Source organism: Loigolactobacillus coryniformis subsp. coryniformis KCTC 3167 = DSM 20001 (genome assembly GCF_002706425.1).
Lineage (GTDB): Bacteria > Bacillota > Bacilli > Lactobacillales > Lactobacillaceae > Loigolactobacillus > Loigolactobacillus coryniformis.
Genome location: NZ_CP017713.1, coordinates 1,332,812 through 1,352,337 on the forward strand (window position 1 = coordinate 1,332,812; position 19,526 = coordinate 1,352,337).

General features: G+C 47.2%; 18 protein-coding genes. 17 read left to right on the forward strand and 1 reads right to left on the reverse strand.

What is annotated here, in order from left to right; translation table 11 throughout:
• The first annotated feature begins 394 nt into the window (after positions 1 to 394).
• The 17 genes from LC20001_RS06585 (at position 395) to tnpC (ending at position 18,536) form a co-directional block, all read left to right on the forward strand.
• Positions 395 to 1,867, forward strand: coding sequence for an ABC transporter substrate-binding protein/permease (locus LC20001_RS06585; RefSeq protein WP_004562587.1), 1,473 nt, complete (start codon positions 395 to 397; stop codon positions 1,865 to 1,867).
• A gap of 4 nt (positions 1,868 to 1,871) precedes the next feature.
• Positions 1,872 to 2,603, forward strand: coding sequence for an amino acid ABC transporter ATP-binding protein (locus tag LC20001_RS06590; RefSeq protein WP_004562588.1), 732 nt, complete (start codon positions 1,872 to 1,874; stop codon positions 2,601 to 2,603).
• Between the two features lie 137 nt (positions 2,604 to 2,740).
• Positions 2,741 to 4,513 carry an excinuclease ABC subunit UvrC gene (uvrC, locus tag LC20001_RS06595; RefSeq protein WP_010009662.1) on the forward strand — a complete coding sequence of 591 codons (1,773 nt, stop codon included), beginning with the start codon at positions 2,741 to 2,743 and terminating at the stop codon, positions 4,511 to 4,513.
• A gap of 254 nt (positions 4,514 to 4,767) precedes the next feature.
• Positions 4,768 to 5,253: a 5-(carboxyamino)imidazole ribonucleotide mutase gene (purE, locus tag LC20001_RS06600; RefSeq protein ID WP_010009660.1), complete on the forward strand. Its 486-nt coding sequence runs from the start codon at positions 4,768 to 4,770 to the stop codon at positions 5,251 to 5,253.
• On the forward strand, positions 5,246 to 6,364 hold the full coding sequence (purK, locus tag LC20001_RS06605) for a 5-(carboxyamino)imidazole ribonucleotide synthase (RefSeq protein WP_010009658.1): 1,119 nt from the start codon (positions 5,246 to 5,248) through the stop codon (positions 6,362 to 6,364). Before purE ends, purK begins: the two co-directional genes overlap by 8 nt.
• Positions 6,364 to 7,092, forward strand: coding sequence for a phosphoribosylaminoimidazolesuccinocarboxamide synthase (gene purC / locus LC20001_RS06610; RefSeq protein ID WP_010009657.1), 729 nt, complete (start codon positions 6,364 to 6,366; stop codon positions 7,090 to 7,092). The genes purK and purC overlap by 1 nt, the downstream gene beginning before the upstream one ends.
• Positions 7,079 to 7,324: a phosphoribosylformylglycinamidine synthase subunit PurS gene (gene purS, locus LC20001_RS06615; protein WP_010009656.1), complete on the forward strand. Its 246-nt coding sequence runs from the start codon at positions 7,079 to 7,081 to the stop codon at positions 7,322 to 7,324. Before purC ends, purS begins: the two co-directional genes overlap by 14 nt.
• Before the next feature lie 2 nt (positions 7,325 to 7,326).
• The gene (gene purQ / locus LC20001_RS06620; RefSeq protein ID WP_010009655.1) at positions 7,327 to 8,007 is read left to right on the forward strand and encodes a phosphoribosylformylglycinamidine synthase subunit PurQ; all 681 of its coding nucleotides are present in this window, start codon (positions 7,327 to 7,329) and stop codon (positions 8,005 to 8,007) included.
• Positions 8,004 to 10,202: a phosphoribosylformylglycinamidine synthase subunit PurL gene (gene purL, locus LC20001_RS06625; protein WP_010009654.1), complete on the forward strand. Its 2,199-nt coding sequence runs from the start codon at positions 8,004 to 8,006 to the stop codon at positions 10,200 to 10,202. Before purQ ends, purL begins: the two co-directional genes overlap by 4 nt.
• The gene (purF, locus tag LC20001_RS06630; protein ID WP_010009652.1) at positions 10,196 to 11,623 is read left to right on the forward strand and encodes an amidophosphoribosyltransferase; all 1,428 of its coding nucleotides are present in this window, start codon (positions 10,196 to 10,198) and stop codon (positions 11,621 to 11,623) included. The genes purL and purF overlap by 7 nt, the downstream gene beginning before the upstream one ends.
• 115 nt (positions 11,624 to 11,738) lie before the next feature.
• Positions 11,739 to 12,773: a phosphoribosylformylglycinamidine cyclo-ligase gene (gene purM, locus LC20001_RS06635; protein WP_010009651.1), complete on the forward strand. Its 1,035-nt coding sequence runs from the start codon at positions 11,739 to 11,741 to the stop codon at positions 12,771 to 12,773.
• The gene (gene purN / locus LC20001_RS06640; RefSeq protein WP_010009649.1) at positions 12,770 to 13,339 is read left to right on the forward strand and encodes a phosphoribosylglycinamide formyltransferase; all 570 of its coding nucleotides are present in this window, start codon (positions 12,770 to 12,772) and stop codon (positions 13,337 to 13,339) included. The genes purM and purN overlap by 4 nt, the downstream gene beginning before the upstream one ends.
• 26 nt (positions 13,340 to 13,365) lie before the next feature.
• Entirely contained in the window at positions 13,366 to 14,892 is a 1,527-nt protein-coding gene (gene purH, locus LC20001_RS06645) for a bifunctional phosphoribosylaminoimidazolecarboxamide formyltransferase/IMP cyclohydrolase (protein WP_010009647.1), read from the forward strand.
• Positions 14,893 to 14,931: 39 nt separating this feature from the next.
• Complete coding sequence (gene purD, locus LC20001_RS06650) at positions 14,932 to 16,185, forward strand: phosphoribosylamine--glycine ligase (protein WP_010009646.1); 1,254 nt, start codon at positions 14,932 to 14,934, stop codon at positions 16,183 to 16,185.
• Between the two features lie 237 nt (positions 16,186 to 16,422).
• Entirely contained in the window at positions 16,423 to 16,599 is a 177-nt protein-coding gene (locus LC20001_RS14390) for a hypothetical protein (protein WP_156403535.1), read from the forward strand.
• On the forward strand, positions 16,589 to 16,942 hold the full coding sequence (gene tnpB / locus LC20001_RS06660; RefSeq protein WP_010011941.1) for an IS66 family insertion sequence element accessory protein TnpB: 354 nt from the start codon (positions 16,589 to 16,591) through the stop codon (positions 16,940 to 16,942). Before LC20001_RS14390 ends, tnpB begins: the two co-directional genes overlap by 11 nt.
• 64 nt (positions 16,943 to 17,006) lie before the next feature.
• The gene (tnpC, locus tag LC20001_RS06665) at positions 17,007 to 18,536 is read left to right on the forward strand and encodes an IS66 family transposase (RefSeq protein ID WP_169925048.1); all 1,530 of its coding nucleotides are present in this window, start codon (positions 17,007 to 17,009) and stop codon (positions 18,534 to 18,536) included.
• A 63-nt stretch (positions 18,537 to 18,599) separates the two neighbouring features.
• On the opposite strand, the gene LC20001_RS06670 is transcribed toward tnpC, so the two are convergent.
• Positions 18,600 to 19,454, reverse strand: a complete 855-nt coding sequence (locus tag LC20001_RS06670) for an NAD(P)-dependent oxidoreductase (protein WP_225358951.1) — start codon at positions 19,452 to 19,454, stop codon at positions 18,600 to 18,602.
• Positions 19,455 to 19,526 lie beyond the last annotated feature (72 nt).

The window sequence follows — 19,526 nt, forward strand, 5'->3', positions numbered from 1 at the left end:
TTTTCCAGCTTAAGCAAAACCTAAAGTTATTGCGCTTTTGTTTAAGTTTAGGCGTTAATTATTTATTTGAGCAGGTTATTTTTTTGCTTATAGTAAGCGCTTTTTGTATATTGGTAGCAATGCCTGCATATTTGTTTAACTTAACCGGTTAATGACGAATTTAGCTTACCATAGGTTTTTGTACGCTACTTTTAGTTTGATCGAGTGCTTTTTAATTGAATAGTCGATTGAATTTATGCATAAATGTAATTATTTATCGAAAATACTTGCATAAAAAATCATTAGCAGGTATAATCGACCTATTGAATATCAAGTGTGAGTTTTTTAGCGGTCAGTATGTTGGGGTACCGCGAAAAATTTCGCAAAAATGTAGATTAGATAGGTAGGCAAGCACATGAAGAAAATAATGAGCTGGTTAATGTTAGTCGTCACAGTTAGTGTGGCGTTGCTCGGCGGATTTGCGCAACCGTCACATGCCGCAACGGCGACGACGGATGATTCGTTGGCACGGGTTAAGGAAAAAGGGACGTTGGTCATGGGGACAAGTCCTGACTATCCACCGTATGAATTCTTAGTCAATCGTGGCGGTAAAGATTGTGTTGTCGGGATGGACGTGGATATCGCTAAGAAAATCGCCAAAGATTTAGGCGTTAAATTAGTGATCAAACAAATGGATTTTGATTCTTTATTGGTCGCTTTGGAAACCAATAAGGTCGATATGGTTATTTCCGGGATGTCACCAACGCCGGCACGGCAAAAGAGTGTTGATTTTTCCAAGGTCTACTATAAAGGTGGCCAATCGATCATCATTAATAAGGCGGATAAAGGGTTATACAAGAATAAAGATTCTTTCCGCAACAAAGCCGTTGGCGCACAGACTGGGAGTATCCAGTATAATTTAGGTAAGAAACAAATCAAAGGTTCGACGGTCAAAGGCTTGGCTAAAATCAGCGATTTAATTTTGGCGTTGAAGAGTCATAAAGTCGAAGGTGTGATCATGGAAGAACCGTCGGCTCAAGCTTATGTGGATAATGATCCTGATTTAGCAATGATCGATGGTAAATTCAGTCTTGGTAGCGGTGAAAATAACACGGCGATTGGCTTTAAGAAGGGGTCAACTTCATTAGTCAATGCCGTCAATAAGTCGGTTGACGAGATCAATCAAAAGAACTTAACGAAGACTTATTTGAAGCATGCTGGGACGTTTATGAAGACCAACACGAAGAACACTAGCATGTGGCATTACGCAGGTTACTTCGTAAAAGGGGTCGAGTATACTTTACTGATCACCGTTGTCAGTGTCTTCTTTGGTATTTTACTTGGGATTCTCTTCGCTTTGATGCGTTTGAGCAAGATGAAGTTGATCCATGGTTTAGGGGTTGCCTACATCGAATTCGTTCGGGGCACACCGTTGATGATTCAAGTAATGTTCGTTTACTTTGGCATTGGTTTGTTTATCAATATTCCGGCGTTGATCGCTGGTATCATTGCCGTTTCTTTGAACTCTGCTGCCTACGTCGCGGAAATCATTCGTGGCGGGATCAATTCAGTGGCTAAGGGTCAAACCGAGGCGGCACGGAGCTTAGGCTTGAGCCGGCAACAAACTTTCCAAAGCGTCGTTTTCCCACAAGCTTTGAAGAACATTTGGCCAGCATTGGGTAATGAATTTGTTTCCTTGATTAAGGAAAGTTCGATCGTGTCGATCATTGGGGTTACCGATTTGATCTATCAATTAAAAGCTGTGCAGACCGCGACTTATAAAGGGGTTATCCCGATCGTAGTTGCGATGATCATCTATTTCGTTCTAACCTTTAGTTTGTCGAAAGTATTGAACCACTATGAGAGGAAGATGAAGCACGATGCCTGAAGAAATGATTGCGATTGAAAATATCAATAAAAAATTTGGCGACACCGAAGTTTTAAAAGATTTAAACGGTAAGGTTGAAAAAGGCCAAGTGATCTGTGTCATCGGCCCATCTGGTGGCGGTAAAAGTACGTTCTTACGCTGCTTAAATATGTTGGAACAACCAACTAGTGGTAAAATTTTGTTCGAAAATTCTGATTTAACTTCATTAAATGAAGGCCAGATCAACCAATTACGGGAGAAAATGGGGATGGTGTTCCAGAGCTTCAATCTATTCTCCAATATGACTGTCGTGGAAAATGTTAAGTTGGCCCCAGTTAAAGTTAAAAAAATGACTGACGCTGACGCCCAGAAATTAGCGATTAAGCTATTGGATCAAGTCGGTTTGGCTGATAAAGCGGACAATTATCCGGCTAGTTTATCCGGTGGACAGCAGCAGCGGGTGGCGATTGCCCGGGCGTTGGCAATGAACCCAGATGTGATGTTGTTTGACGAACCAACCTCTGCGCTTGATCCAGAAATGGTCGGCGAAGTGTTGAAAGTTATGCAGGATTTAGCTAACCAAGGCATGACCATGGTCGTGGTCACTCATGAAATGGGCTTCGCTAAAAACGTCGCCGATGAAGTGTGGTTCATGGATGGCGGTGTCTTTGCTGAAAAAGGGACACCAGAACAAATTTTCGAACACCCACAAAATGAACGGACCCAAGATTTCTTGGCAAAAATTCTAGAAGCATAATAACAAAAGCTGGCTGCGGCCAGCTTTTTGCGTTGTCTTAAGCTAGACGCTTGCTTTTCCGGCCGGACGCGTTAAAATATAACAGCGAACATGTGTACGTTGATTAATTTTTGCTTATTTAAGAAAGGTTGTTTGGTGTGGCAACAGAACATATAGAACACAAACTAGCTCTACTGCCGCCGCTGCCGGGCTGTTATTTGATGAAAAATCGCGACGGCAAGATTATTTATGTCGGCAAGGCTAAAAATTTAAAAAACCGGGTCCGTTCTTACTTTAAGAGCAGTCATGAAGGCAAAACGGCGCGGTTAGTCTCTGAGATCCGTGATTTTGAAACGATTATTACTTCAACCGATAAAGAAGCTTTTTTGTTGGAAATCACGCTGATTCAAAAGCACCAGCCACATTTTAATATCAAGTTAAAAAAGGGCACCGGCTACCCATATATTAAGATCACTAACGAACGTGATCTCCGCATGCTGATCACGGGTGACGTTAAAAAAGACGGCGGCTACTATTTTGGCCCGTACCCCAACGTTTATGCTGCTGAGGAGACACTACATTTTTTACAAAAAGTATACCCGCTGCGGCGTTGTAATGGGCGGCAGAAACGGCCTTGCTTGTATTATCATATGGGCCAATGTTTAGGCGCGTGCTTCCGCGAGGTGCCCAAAAGTGAGTATGACGCGCAGATCCGTAAGATCAAGCGCTTTTTAAATGGGCAAGTGAGTGATGTTAAGCGGGAGTTACGGGAAAAAATGCAGGCTGCCGCCGCTGATCTACATTTTGAACGTGCCGCCGAATTACGCGACCAATTACGCTATATTGAGGCCACCGTTGAAAAACAAAAGATCATCTCTAATGACCATACGCCACGGGATATCTTTGGCTATTATATGGATAAAGGCTGGTTGTCGGTGCAGATCTTCTTTATCCGCCAAGCCCGGCTGATCAAGCGGGAAAAGCGGCTATTTCCGTGTGTTAATACGCCAGAAGAAGAGTTGGAAAGTTTTATTCTCCAATTCTATAAGCGCAAAAATAACGTGTTGCCGCGGGAGATCCTAGTTCCCAAAGGCGTCAACCAAAAAGTGTTAGCCGATATTTTGCAAGTGCCGATCCGCACGCCGCAACGTGGTGAAAAACGGGCATTGATGCTGATGGCGAATAAAAATAGCCGTTTGGTTTTAGAAGAAAAATTCCGGTTAATGGAATTGGATAATTCGCATACGGTTGGCGCGGTGCAGGAATTAGTTGATGCGTTGCAGATCACATCCGCCCACCGAATCGAAGCGTTTGATCATTCCAATATTCAAGGAACGGACCCAGTTTCGGCGATGGTTTGCTATATCGATGGGGAGCCCGCCAAAAATGAATATCGGAAATATAAAATTAAAGCCGGCGATGGCGCTAATGAAGCGGCTAACACTCAAGAAGTTATCCGCCGCCGTTATATTCGGTTGTTGAAGGAAGAACAGCCGCTGCCTGACTTGATTTTAATGGATGGTGGCGAGATTCAGGTGCACGCGGCTAAGGAAGTTTTGGAAGACGAATTAGGACTAAACATTCCCGTTGCCGGGATGGTCAAGAATAATCACCATAAGACTGCTGACTTAATGTATGGTCCAGATTATAAAAAGCTTGATCTTGATCCAAAAAGCGAAGGCTTCTATTTACTGCAACGCATCCAAGATGAAGTCCATCGCTTTGCAATTACCTTCCACCGCCAATTACGGGGCAAGCATTCCTTGAGTTCACAGCTTGATCAAATTCCCGGCGTTGGTCCAAAAACACGAACAAAATTACTACGTCATTTTGGTTCATTAAATAAATTAAAGAATGCAACTATCCCTGAATTACGTGAAATCGGTGTTTCAAAAACGGTTGCGCAAACGATTAAATTGTCATTAAAATAGAGAATGAATTAGGTCCAATCACATTTGTGGTTGGGCCTTTTGTTATTTTAGCGGTCTTTAATGATAAGGCGTATTTTATCACGATCATAGATTAAAGCTGTGTGTCAAACACGAACAATTATAATAAAAATATTAAAAATATACGTTTATAGTATTGACGAATGATTATGGATGCTTGTATACTCAATGTACGGTTTATAAAGGTTGATGTATTCACCTTAATTATGGAATTGTGAAATAGGGAGGTCATTTTTGTGAAGCAAGTTGCGATCGTGATGGGTTCAGTTTCAGATTGGCCGACAATGCAGGCGTCCGCCACTATTTTAAATGAGTTGCAGATTCCGTTTAGTAAGCACGTGATTTCGGCACATCGTATGCCGGCACAGCTGCAAGACTTCGGTCAGCAGGCGGTGACCCGGGGCATCGATATAATCATCGCTGGTGCTGGTGGTGCCGCACATTTACCGGGGATGCTGGCGGCGAATACCGTGCGGCCGGTGATCGGTGTCCCGATTGAAAGTCATGCGCTGCACGGGCTGGATTCCTTATTGTCGATCGTGCAAATGCCTGCCGGTGTGCCGGTGGCAACGATGGCGATCGGCGTGGCTGGCGCTAAAAATGCGGCGTTGCAGGCGGCTAGCATGCTGGCGTTGCAAGATGATCAGTTGCAACAGCGGCTACTAGATTACCGAGCGGCGCAGACCCAAAAGGCGATTGAAAGTGAGGCGCAACTTGATTAAGCAATTATTACCACCGGCCACGATCGGTATTGTCGGCGGCGGTCAATTAGGGCAGATGATGACGTTAGCCGCCAAGAGCATGGGTTACAAAGTTGGTGTGCTCGACCCAACCCCGGATTGTCCTGCGGCTCAGGTGGCTGATTTTCAAATCACTGCCGACTATCGTGATCAACCAGCCATGCTGGCGTTAGCCAAACGGGCTGATGTGTTAACTTATGAATTTGAAAATGTTGATCTGGCTAGTTTAAAGGCCGCTAAGCAATATGCTGAATTGCCACAGGGGACGCATTTGTTGGCGATCACCCGCAATCGACTGACGGAGAAAAACTTTCTTAAATCGCTGGGGGTGCCGGTGACTGAGTTTGCAGCGGTGACGACACCAACTGAATTAAAGGCAGCTTGTCAAACCGTGGGCGTGCCCAGTATTTTGAAAACTGCTACCGGTGGTTACGACGGTCATGGGCAGCATGACGTGAATACGCTGGCCAATTTGGCGACTGATCTCTTGCCAGGAGAGTGTATTCTAGAACGGCGCCAAGCATTTACCAAAGAATTAGCCATTATGGTCACCCGTGATCGTGATCAGCAAGTGCGCACATTTCCAGTGGTCGAAAATAGCCATCATCAGCATATTCTTCATGAAACGATCGCTCCAGCGCCGGTTTCAGCGGCAATTAAGGCTGAAGTCGTTGCGATCGCCACTAAAATTGCCCAGGGGTTGGAATTGTACGGCGTCTTAGGCATCGAATTTTTCTTATTGCCGAATGGTCGTTTGTTGGTTAATGAATTGGCGCCACGACCGCATAATTCTGGCCATTTTAGCATTGAGGCTTGTAATTTATCACAATTTGCCGCCCATATTCGTAGTATTTGCGGACTGCCGATCCCCGCGATCACCCAACAGCGACCAGCGGTGATGGTCAACATACTCGGCCAACAGTTACAGCCAGCGCGGCAACGCTGGTTACAACGGCCGCAGTGGTATCTCCATGACTATGGTAAAGCAGAAAGCCGTTACCAACGTAAAATGGGCCACATCACTATTTTGACTGATGATCCAGCGGCGACACAGGCTCAGTTAGAACAAGAAAATATTTGGGAGGATCAATAATGCGCAAACTTAAAGAATTGAAAACCGGCAAGGCCAAACGACTTTATACTACCGATGACCCAACCGTTTTGTGGGTCGAATACTTAGATCAAGCCACTGCACTTAATGGCAAACGCAAGGAACAAATTACTGCTAAAGGTGCGCTGAACAACCAGATCGACTGTTTAATTTTTGATTACTTAATGGCCAATCAGATTCCGACTGATTTTATTCGCCAAGTTTCGGCGACAGAACAATTGATCCATCCCGTTAAAATGATCCCCTTGGAAGTCGTTGTCCGCAATCTGGCTTCTGGTAGCTTCCAACGCAAGTTTGCCACCGACTATTTACAGCCGCTAACTAAGCCGCTGATTGAGTTCTTTTACAAATCGGATCAGCTGGACGATCCTTTCATGAATGATGCGCAAGCCGAAGTTTTAGGTATCGCGACCGCTGATGAACTAGCTGCGATTAAACAATTAGCTTTGCGAATCAATCAGTTGTTGCAAGCGCGGTTTGCGCAAGCTGAGTTGACCTTAGTTGATTTTAAGATCGAAGTCGGTTATTTAGAGGGTCAATTGGTGTTGGCAGATGAAATTTCACCGGATTCGTGTCGGCTAGTCGATGCGACAACGCAAGCCTCGTTGGATAAGGACGTTTTCCGCAAACACACGGGTGATTTGACCACGGTTTATCAAGAAGTGTTGACGCGTTTGCAAAACTCGGAGGTGGCTCATGTATCGCGCTAAAGTTTATGTGACCTATAAAGATTCGATCCTCGATCCTCAGGCCGAAGCAGTTAAAACCGCTTTGCACCAATTGGATTTTTCTGAATTGCAACAACTGACTTGTGGTAAATATTTTGAATTAGTTTTAGCTACATCGAAAGAAAAAGCAGCGGCCGCGGTGGAACAGATGTGTCAAAAGTTACTAGCTAATGTGAATATGGAAAGCTATCGTTACGAATTGGAGGCTTGCTAAAAATGAAGTTTGCCGTGGTTCAATTTCCGGGCTCAAATTGTGATCAAGACTTAGTAGCCGCTTTACGCGATGTCTTTCAGCAACAGGCCGTTTTAGTCGATTATCGAACCGTCGATCTAACTGATTATGCGGCAGTTTTGTTACCTGGTGGTTTTTCGTATGGCGACTATCTGCGTGGTGGGGCGATCGCCCGTTTTGCCCCAATCATGACTGCGGTGCGTGAGTTTGCCGCTGCTGGCGGGCTAGTGATCGGTATCTGCAATGGCTTCCAGATTTTGACCGAAGCTGGCTTATTGCCAGGCGTTTTGCAGCAAAATCACAGCGCCAACTTTATCTGTCAACCGGCGGCTTTAACCGTTGTCAACAATCAAACCAGCTTCACCAACGCTTACCAGCCGCAACAGCCGATCACTTTACCGATTGCTCACGGTGAAGGTAATTACTACTGTGATGCGGCAACGTTGGCGGCGCTCAAAGCACACCAGCAAATTGTGTTTACTTATCAGGACAATCCTAATGGCAGTGTCGCTGATATTGCCGGTATCACCAATCGCGCCGGCAATGTTTTAGGCATGATGCCCCATCCCGAACGGGCGGTGGAGGCACTTTTAGGTAGCGAAGACGGCCGCGGTGTTTTTCAAAGTATGTTGCAAACATTAACGAAAAAGGTGGTGCCAGCATGATCGAGCAAACAGCGACAGCAATTGAAGCTAGCGGGTTATACGAACAATGGGGCTTGACCAGTGCTGAATATCAACGGATCCAAGAATTGCTCGGCCGTTTGCCTAATTTCACTGAAACTGGCTTGTTTGCGGCAATGTGGAGTGAACATTGTGCCTATAAAAATTCTAAACCGTTACTGAAACAATTTCCGACTAGTGGGCAACGGATTTTGCAGGGCCCCGGTGAAGGTGCTGGCATCATCGATATTGGTGACGGTCAGGCAGTGGTTTTTAAAGCTGAAAGTCATAACCACCCCACAGCCGTTGAACCTTATCAGGGGGCAGCGACTGGTGTTGGCGGTATTATTCGCGATATTTTTTCAATGGGCGCACAGCCGATCGCGCTGCTAGACAGTCTGCGTTTTGGCGAATTAACTGATGCGCATACCCGCTTTTTACTACAGGAAACTGTCGCAGGTATTGGCGGTTATGGTAATTGTATCGGCATTCCGACGGTTGGCGGTGAGTTGGCGTTTGATGATGCTTATGCGGCCAATCCAGTTATGAACGCAATGTGCGTTGGGTTGTTGGACACCACGATGCAGCAAAAAGGTCAAGCCGCCGGCGCCAGTAACTTGATTTATTACGTTGGCGCTAAAACTGGCCGCGACGGCATTCAAGGGGCAATTTTTGCTTCGGCGGAATTTAATGATGCGGTTGAAGCTGATCGTTCCGCGGTTCAAGTTGGCGATCCCTTTATGGAAAAGCGATTAATGGACGCTTGTTTGGAATTGATCCGCGAACACCCGGAAGCAGTCGTCGGCATTCAAGATATGGGCGCTGCTGGCTTGGTCTCATCTTCAGCCGAAATGGGTGCCAAAGCGGACTACGGCATGACTTTGAATTTAGATGCGGTGCCGCAGCGGGAAACGGGTATGATTCCTTATGAATTAATGTTGTCGGAATCGCAAGAGCGGATGTTGCTCTGTGTTGCTAAAGATCAAGGGGCGGTGGTCGAAGCAGTGTTTGCCCGCTATGAACTGGATGCGGTACAGATCGGTGAAGTGACGGCAGCTAAACAATATCAGTTGTATGCTCATGGTGAAAAAGTGGCTGACGTACCGATCAAAGCGTTAGTCGATGAGGCGCCAGTTTATCAGCGGCCGCAACGAATCCCTGCACGGTTATTGACGGCTGACCCACAACAGTATCAGCCCCAGTTCACCAGCGCAACAGCCGTTTTGACAAAGCTGTTGCAACAACCAACGCTGGCTTCCAAGCAAGCCATTTATCGCAGTTACGATACTCAAGTTAAAACCAATACTGTCGTGGCACCAGGCTCGGATGCCGCCGTAATTAGAATTCGCGGTGGGCGTAAAGCTTTGGCAATGACTACTGACGGTAACGGACGCTACTTATATTTAAATCCAGAAATCGGCGGCCAAATTGCGGTTTGCGAGGCGGCGCGCAATATTGTGGCTAGTGGCGGTGTTCCGCTGGGTATCACCGACTGTCTTAATTTCGGTAGTCCCGAAGAACCGGAAAGTTTTTATGAATTGGCACAAGCCACTAAAGGGATGAGCACGGCCTGCAAAGCTTTAGCAACGCCGGTGATCTCTGGTAACGTGTCGTTGTACAACGAATCTAACGGCACAGCGATCTACCCAACGCCGATGGTCGGCATGGTTGGTTTGATCACAGACCTTGCTTTGATCACGACCCAAGATTTCAAGCAAGCGGGGGACGTGATTTTCTTAGTCGGCCAAACTCATTCTGATTTTAATGGCAGTGAATTACAAAAAATGCTGACTGGGAATATTAGTGGCGCGTTATTTGATTTTGATCTAGCCACGGAAATTGCCCATCAACAATTGGTTCAGCAAGCGATTCGGGCAGGTCTCGTTAGTGGTGCGCATGATCTAGCGGAAGGTGGCTTAGCGGTCGGTTTAGCGGAATGCTGCTTTGGTCAGCAATTAGGCGCCAGCGTTGACGTAGCCATGCCCGCTAGCTGGCTATTTGCCGAAACGCAGTCACGCTTTATTATCACCGTGCCCGCAGCGCAAGCAGCAGCTTTCAGTCAAATGGCCGGCGAACAGGCACAACAGATTGGCACGGTCACAGCAGCGACTGACCTAGTTATCAAAACAAATACAGAAACCTTGACATTGGATATCGTCACCAGCAAACAGCAGTGGGAAGGAGCATTAGCATGGTAAGTGAGGTCAAAAGTCTCAATGAAGAATGCGGAGTATTTGGTATTTGGGGCGATGCGCAAGCGGCCGAGCTCACTTATTTTGGCTTACATGCGTTGCAACATCGCGGTCAAGAAGGCGCCGGCATCGTCGCCAATGAGCAGGGACATTTAAGCGGTGAGAAAGGTTTAGGTTTGTTGACGGAAGTTTTTGACCATCCGGATAAATTAGCCCATTTAACTGGTAACGCGGCTATCGGCCATGTCCGTTACGCCACGGCGGGCAGTGCCGGGATCGAAAATATCCAGCCACTATTATTTAATTTTAACCAGCAACAAGTGGCCTTGGCGCACAATGGCAATTTGACTAACGCGGTCAGTTTGCGGGCGACGTTAGAGGCAGCCGGCGCCATTTTCCACGCTAACTCCGATACCGAAGTGTTGATGCATTTGATCCAGCGGCAAACCGCCGCGACGTTTGAACAGCGCTTAAAAGCCAGCCTGCGCCAAATCAAAGGTGGCTTTGCGTACTTAGTCCTGACCAACGATGCCTTGTACGCCGCACTAGATCCCAATGGCTTTCGACCGTTAGCGCTAGGCCAGTTAGCAACTGGAGCTTATGTGGTGGCGAGCGAAACTTGTGCTTTAGATACGGTCAATGCGCGCTTCATCCGCGACGTGCAACCAGGTGAATTGATCAAAATCGACGATCACGGTTACCACGTTAATTCCTATACCACCGACACACAGCTAGCCGTTTGTTCGATGGAATTCATCTATTTTGCCCGGCCTGATTCAACGATTTATGGTGTCAATGTGCATCAAGCGCGCGAACGTATGGGCCAACTTTTGGCTAAAGAACAGCCGGTGGACGCCGATATCGTCGTCGGGGTACCGAATTCTTCTTTGTCGGCGGCTAATGGTTACGCGGCGGCCAGTGGTATTCCTTACGAAATGGGTTTGATCAAAAATCAATACAGCCAACGTACCTTCATTCAGCCAACCCAGCGCTTACGTGAGCAAGGTGTGCGGATGAAGTTATCAGCGGTGACGGCAGTGGTCAAAGGTAAGAAAGTTGCCTTAGTCGATGATTCGCTAGTGCGGGGGACGACTAGTAATTATATTGTGCGCCTTTTAAAAGAAGCGGGCGCCACCGCGGTTCATTTGCTGATCGCCTCGCCGCCATTGCGCTATCCCTGCTTTTACGGTATCGACATTGAAAACACCCGTGAGTTGTTGGCGGCTAATCTGACCTTACCGCAAATGCAGGCGCAGATCGGTGCTGATTCACTACATTTTCTCAGCGTAGCCGGCTTGATCGCGGCGATTAATTTAAAAAGCAGCGCGCCGTATTCTGGTTTATGTGTAGCTTACTTTAATGGTGACTATCCGACCCCGCTGTATGATTACGCCGCAACTTTTGAATTGCCGCAAGTGATGGCTTGAAGTTTGGCGGCAAAATTAAACAGTGAGTGTATCGCTAAACGAAGGATACTACTGAGCTAAATTAGTTGTAAGAGCCAGCCAAATAATTTTCAAATACAGCTTAGGAGGAAACCAAATGAATGCTTACGAGAAGGCGGGCGTTAATATTGCTGCCGGGGAAGCGGTGGTCACTAATTTGCAGCAACAGATCAAAAAACTAAATTCGGCAAATGTGTTAGGGGGGTTAGGCGCGTTTGGTGGCTTGTATCAATTGCCACCGCGGCAGCAGCCGGTTTTAGTTGCGGGGACGGATGGTGTTGGCACCAAATTGTTGTTGGCAATCCAAAGTGGACGGCGGACAACGGTGGGCCAGGATCTAGTGGCAATGTGCGTCAACGATGTCGTTGCACAAGGGGCACAACCCTTATTTTTCCTGGATTATTTAGCGGTGGCGAAAACCCAACCGCAGGAAGTGGCTGAGCTGATGCAAGGAATCGTGGCCGGCTGCCAACAAAGCGGGATGGCCTTGTTAGGCGGCGAAACTGCGGAAATGCCAGATATGTACACTGCTGGTCATTATGATCTGGCTGGTTTTGCCGTTGGTATCGCTGAAAAGGCAGCGTTGCTGACGCCGGAGCAGGTGCAGGCCGGCGATATTTTGCTGGGCTTACCTGCCAGTGGTTTACATAGCAATGGCTTTTCGTTGGTGCGCCAATTGTTGTTCAAAACACACGATTATCGTTTTACTGATACCCCTGCTGAATTAGGGGGAGCCAACTTACTGGATACCTTGTTGACGCCGACGCAGATCTATGTTGACGCGTTGCTGCCATTGCTTAAGCAACAGTTGATCGCTGGTGCGGCGCATATTACTGGCGGTGGCTTGCTGGAAAATGTACCGCGGATGTTGCCGGCTGGATTAACGGCTCAAGTCAACTTAGGTAGTTGGCCGCGCCAGCCGATTTTTGATTGGTTGTGTGCATTAGGTCAGTTGCAGCAAAATGAGGCGTTCACGACTTTTAACATGGGTCTGGGCATGGTTTTAGCGATCCATCCAACTGATCTAGCTGCCGTGCAACAAATTCTGACCGCTCAGCAGCAAGCTTTTTATCAAATTGGTACGGTGCACGCGGGCGCAACTGGTGTGGTATTAGTGGAGGCCGACGCATGAAAAAGTTAGCGATCTTCGCTTCCGGCAATGGTAGTAACTTTGAAGCGTTGGTAACCGGCATTCAGCAGCAAAAATTAGCAGCACAAGTGGTGTTACTAGTGTGTGATCAGCCGACTGCGCCGGTTATTCAACGGGCGCAACGGTTAAAGATTCCCGTTTGGACCGCGGAATTTAAGCAATTTGCGGATAAAGCAGCTTTTGAAACGACGATCTTGGCTCAATTACGCCAACATGAGGTGGAATTGATTTTGCTGGCTGGTTATATGCGGATCATTGGTCCCACCTTGCTGCAGGCTTATCCGCAGCGGATCATCAATATTCATCCGGCTTTGTTGCCTAAATTTCCTGGCCGTCATGGAATCGAAGATGCGTTTGCCGCTGGCGTGACCGAAACTGGCGTGACGATTCATTACGTTGATGCTGGCGTTGACAGCGGGCCAATCATTCAGCAGGCTATGGTCCCAGTTAAATCGCAGGACACGCTGGCTAGCTTAAGTCGCCGCATTCATCGAACGGAGCATCGGCTTTATTTGCAAAGTCTAGTAAAAATATTAGAAGAGAAATAAATGATAGAATAAGGGGCGCATCATTAATGAAAACAGCTTTACTTAGTGTATCGGATAAAACAGGATTGGTTGAATTCGCGCAGGGATTAGTCGCACAAGGTTACCGGATCCTTTCGACTGGCGGCACCCAAAAAGTATTGGCAGCGGCTAATATTGCCGTTACCCCAGTTGAAGACGTTACCCATTTTCCCGAAATGCTTGACGGTCGGGTAAAAACGCTCCACCCAGCGATCCATGCAGCATTATTAGCTAAACGCGATGATCCTGAACATATGGCAACGTTGGCACAGCAAAAAATCACGCCGATCGATCTGGTGTGTGTTAATTTGTATCCCTTCAAACAAACTATCATGCAGCCGGCGGTCACGGAAGCGGCGGCGATCGAACAGATCGATATTGGTGGGCCCAGCATGTTACGCTCCGCGGCAAAAAACTTTGCCGCAGTGTTGCCGCTTGTTGATCCAGCCGATTACCAGCCCGTCTTGACTGCATTGGCTGCTGGTGAAGTTGATCAGGCATTCCGGCGGCAATTGGCGACTAAAGTATTCCAGCACACTGCCAGTTATGATGCGTTGATCGCCGATTATTTGAACACGGAAGAATTTCCGGCAACGTTACCGCTAGCTTACGAGAAGAAACAAGCGTTGCGTTATGGTGAAAATTCACATCAAAAAGCCGCTTTTTATCAGACGGCGCTTCCGGAACCTTATTCGATTGCGCAGGCACAACAATTACACGGTAAAGAGCTTTCCTACAACAACATCAAAGACTGTGATGCGGCACTGCGGATCAGCCGTGAGTTCAGCCAACCAGCTGTCGTCGCAGTCAAACACATGAATCCTTGTGGTGTCGGCTTAGCTGCTGATATTGAAACCGCTTGGGACCGTGCGTTTGCTGCTGATTCGACTTCGATTTTTGGTGGTATCATCGTGTTGAATCGGGAAGTTGATGTGGCTACCGCCGAGAAAATGCATCAGCTGTTCTTGGAGATCATCATTGCGCCTAGCTTTACCCCTGATGCGTTTGCTGTTTTGGCGCAAAAGAAAAATCTACGTTTATTGTCCTTAGATATCAGTGCACCAGAACAAACTGAACTCGAAAGTGTCTCGGTACTGGGCGGTTTGTTGCGCCAAGAGGCCGATCAAGTCCATGAAACGGCGGCTGATTTTGAAGTGGTGACTAAGAAACAGCCAACAGCGGCCCAGCTAAAAGCCTTAGAATTTGGTCAGATTATTGTCAAACACGTTAAAAGTAATGCCATCGTGGTTGCTACCGCGGAACAAACGTTAGGTATCGGTGCGGGGCAAATGAATCGTGTTGGCTCAGTAGAGATCGCTATTCAAGCGGCTAAAGATAAACCAGGTTATGCCGATGCCATTTTAGCCTCTGACGCCTTTTTCCCAATGGATGATTCAGTCGCGTATGCTGCGGCGCACGGCATTACTGCGATCGTGCAACCTGGTGGCAGTATCAAAGATAAAGACTCGATTGCTAAGGCAGATGAATTAGGCGTGGCGATGGTCTTCAGTGGTCGGCGGCATTTCCGGCATTAAGCTGGGCGTTTTTTCAGACACACTCTAAGGAGGGCGATTATGGCTAAAGTTTTAGTTATCGGTAGTGGCGGCCGCGAGCACGCTTTGTGCCGGCAATTTTTGTTGAGTCCGCAGGTGACGCAAGTTTACTGTGCCCCTGGCAACGCGGGCATGGTGGCCGATGGCATTCAATTAGTAGCGGCCACTGCTTTTGCGGCGCTCGCAGACTTTGTCCAGCAACAGCAGATCGACTTGACCTTTGTCGGCCCGGAGATGCCGTTGCAACAAGGGATCGTCGACTATTTTCAAACACGCCACTTACTTATTTTTGGCCCAACCCAAGCAGCAGCCGAATTGGAAAGCTCGAAAAGTTTCGCCAAAGCATTGCTGCAAGAACAAGGGATCGCCACCGCCGCTTATCAAGAATTCACTGATTACGCAGCGGCTTGGACTTACTTGCAGCAGCAGACATTGCCCCAAGTGATCAAGGCCAACGGTTTAGCTGCCGGCAAAGGGGTCACCATCGTTAAAAGCTTGGCGCAAGGGCAAAAGGTGTTGCAAGACTTATTGCAGCAACACCAATTTAAAACCACCAGCGTGATCATTGAGGAATTTCTAGTGGGTGAAGAATTTTCTTGCATGGCGTTTGTCGCCGGTGATCAGATCGTTCCGCTGCCGCTGGCACAGGATCACAAGGCTGTTGGCGCAGGCGATACTGGCGCGAATACTGGTGGCATGGGCGCCTATAGTCCGTTGCCGCAAATGCCGGCTGACTTAGCCCAACAGGCGTTTGACCAAGTCTTGCGGCCAACGGTCACCGGGATGCAACAACGGCAACGTGCCTTTAATGGCATCTTGTATGCTGGTTTGATCTTGACCACCAGCGGCATTAAAGTGATCGAGTTCAACATGCGCTTTGGCGATCCGGAAACACAGGTCGTCCTACCGCAGCTGACCAGCGATTTTTATCAGTTATTGCAGAATATGTTGGCCGGTAAAAAAGTTCAGCCGACTTGGCAAACACCGCGGCTTACCTTAGGTGTGGTGGTGGCGGCAGCTGGCTACCCCGGCGCTTATCAACAAGGATTGCCGTTGCCTGACTTAACGCACTTGCCAGCTGATTTAACGGTTTATTATGCCGGCGTAGCGGTCAGGGAGCAGCACTTAGTCAGCGCTGGTGGCCGCGTATTCCTAGTTGCAACGCAGGCAGCTGATGTCCGTACCGCGCAGCAAAAAATTTACACCGCCCTTGATCGGTTACCGTTGGCGGACTTTAATTACCGCCACGATATCGGTTGGCATGCCTTGGGCTAAAAAACGTTAGTCATTCATATTTTGAATGACTAACGTTTTTTAGTAGCCTAATTTGAGATCAGCTTGATTGACGCTTAACTTGCCAGTTTGGCAAAAGGACTGTAAATTAGGATAAAAAATAGCAAATAAGGCGTCTTCAACATGATCGACAGTAAGCACCAAATAACTGACCGACTATCAAACTAACTAAATTCAAGTTATGATTACCTCATCAAATAATTGGTGAGGTGATTTTTATTGGCAAAACCCGATATTGTACAAATTAAAATGGATCAGTCTGAACCACAACCACGCGCAATAACCAAAGCGCTTCAAATTAAAGTTGGGACAAATAAATCAGTAATCGTCTACAACCGGATCAATAACTATATTTTAGAAGCAATTTTAAAGGCGGTGTTCACCGATGATCATTGATCAACGGCAAATTCGCCAAGTCTATTTAGTGTGCGGTAAAACGGATCTTCGCCGCGGCATCGACGGTTTAGCCGGCGTTGTCCAGGATCAATTTGAATTGGATCCTTATAATCAGGCGCTCTATTTATTCTGTGGTACTAGGAAAGACCGCTTTAAGGCGCTCTACTGGGACGGTGATGGCTTTTTATTACTTTACAAACGAATTGAAAATGGGCGGTTACAGTGGCCGACTAATCAGAATGCGTTACGCAAACTGAATGCCAAACAATTGCGGCGATTACTCAGCGGTTGGTCGTTAGACGCCACTATTCATAAAACATGTCCACCTGGACATGAAAAATAACTATTCAAGCTAAAGGAGACGTGGTAAACTCAATTCATAAAATACGGACTGAGTAGGTGGGCTAATGACCCCAGAAGAAGAAATTGCGGCGTTACGCAAACAGGTGGCCGAATTGACAGAGATGGTCGCATACTTGACGAAAAAACTTTATGGTCAAAAATCAGAACAAACGGACCCTAATCAGCTGTCTTTACTGGAAGGTAATGACGGTGTTTTTAGCGCGCCAGAGCAAACTGGCCAACAAAGCAGCGCCACAGATCAAGTACCGGCAAAGAAAAAGCGTAAAAAAACCCGGCAAGAAAGCTTAAGCCGCCATTTGGCGGTTAAAGAAACAATGATTGATTTAACTGGCCAACAGTGTGACCAAGGTCATAAGCTAACCAGCGTTGGCAAAAAGTTTGTCCGTGAAGAACTGCATTTTATTCCGGCTAAACTCTATCGTGAGCGTATTTATACGCGCACCTATAAGTGCCTTGAATGTGAACTAGAAGATGGGATTGCGCATTTAATTCAAGCGCACACACCAGCAGCTTTAATTCCGCATAGTCTCGCTTCAGCTTCGGTGGTTGCCGAGATCATCTGTCAAAAGTTTATCTTAGGTACGCCGTTATATCGGCAATTACCCAACTGGAAGCGACTAGGTATCGCACTTTCAGAAGCCACGGCGACCAACTGGATCATTAAATCAAGTCAAATGGTCGAACCAATCTACGACCTATTGTGGCAAGCAATCAGCGCGCAGCGCTATTTGCAAGGTGACGAGACCCCAATTCAAGTACTACGTGAATCAGGTAAAGCCGCAACCGCAAAATCCTATATGTGGGTGGCCCGAACGGTCAAACAATGTCCCCAGCAAATTATTTTATATGCTTATAGCAAGACACGTTCAGGCACCTTCGCCCAAAAATTATACCAGAACTTCACTGGTATCCTACAGTGCGATGGTTATGCCGGCTATAACTTGTTAGCAAACAGTGTGACTCGGGTCGGTTGTTGGGCCCATGTGCGGCGTAAGTTTTACGATGCCGCCCAAGTTAACGGTAAAACAGTAGCAAGTGTCCCCCTGACATTGATCGATGAGATGTTTGCCCATGAACGACAATGGCAGCATTTTTCCCCGCGCGTGCGGCGGCGTAGACGACGTAGTCAGATTCGCAAGCTACTTAAGCGCTTCTGGAAATGGATCGCTTCGGCACAGGTACTACCTAAATCACGTTTAGGCAAGGCAATCACTTACGCCGTTGATCAAAGGCCGACCTTAGATCGGTTAATCAATATTGGCATGATGGACTGGAGCAATAATGCTTCTGAACGCAATATGAAGCGTCTTGTGATCGGCCGAAAAAACTGGCTTTTCAGTACGAGTCCAGCCGGAGCCAGATCAACCGCCATTTGGCTAACTTTAATTGAAAGTGCCAAGGCCAACGGCATTGATCCACGAGCTTACATTACTTATCTGTTAAAAGAACTGCCGCAACAACCAGATTTCGCCGATCCGGCGCAGTTAGCGGTTTATTTACCATGGCATTATCCAGGTGCTCGGCATCAAAATAAAAAAACAACGGACAAGCATCAAGCTAAAAATGCCGCCTAACAAAAGACAACCAGATTTCTCAAAATCGAGAAGTTTGGTTGTCTTTTTAAAACGGGTGATTATTTACCGCTTACGATCGACAGTGCCGGTAGTGTGTGGCGTCATAAGCAAGTTCGGTGCTTGCCACAGTGGTGAATCGGTTGGCAACAGTTCTTGCTCAAAAACATCTAACGCGGCACCAGCCAATTGACCGTTTTTTAGAGCAGCGATCAAGGCAGTGGTATCGACTGATGGGCCACGGCCGACATTAATGAAGATCGGCGGTTGCGGTTGGCGAGCGAAAAAGTCAGCGGCAAAAAAATGCTGGGTGGCGTTAGTCAGCGGCAATGTATTCACGATGAAATCAGCTACCGGTGGCTGGGCCTTGCTAGTGGCTAACGCGATAGTTTCGGTGAACTCTGGTGCTGGGTGACCGCTGTGATTGACGCCGATCGTTTGCAAACTAATTTGTCGCAATAGTTGACTGACGGCTTGGCCGACATGGCCGGTGCCATAGATCAGCACTCGCTTGTTAACAACGGAATACAGGACACGCCGCTGAATACGTCCTTGCCAGAAATTTTGCGGATCGCGGTTTTGCGGGTGGGTGATATAACGGGCAAAGTCCAAAATGTAACCAAGTACTGATTGCGCGATCGCATCGCCGTGAATACCACCAGCATGGGCGACTAACACCTTTTGTTGGTCCAAAGCGGCTAGCGGTAAATAATCGATTCCTGCTGAGGAGGTTTGAATAAATTTAACTCGATTGGGGCCGGCCAAAATTTTAGCGGCGAGTGGGCTCCAAGCCATGATCACATCGATGGTTGGCGCCAGCTTAGGCTGAAAATCATTTTGGCGAATGACGTGGACGTCGGGTAAGCTTTCTAATTGACTGATCTGGGCTGTAGAGAAGTGAGTGGCAGTAAGAATGTTCATTGGTTAACCGTCCTTATTAATAAGTTTAACTGTATTTTAAGTGGGTTAGCTTAAAAGCAACTTAAGGTCACA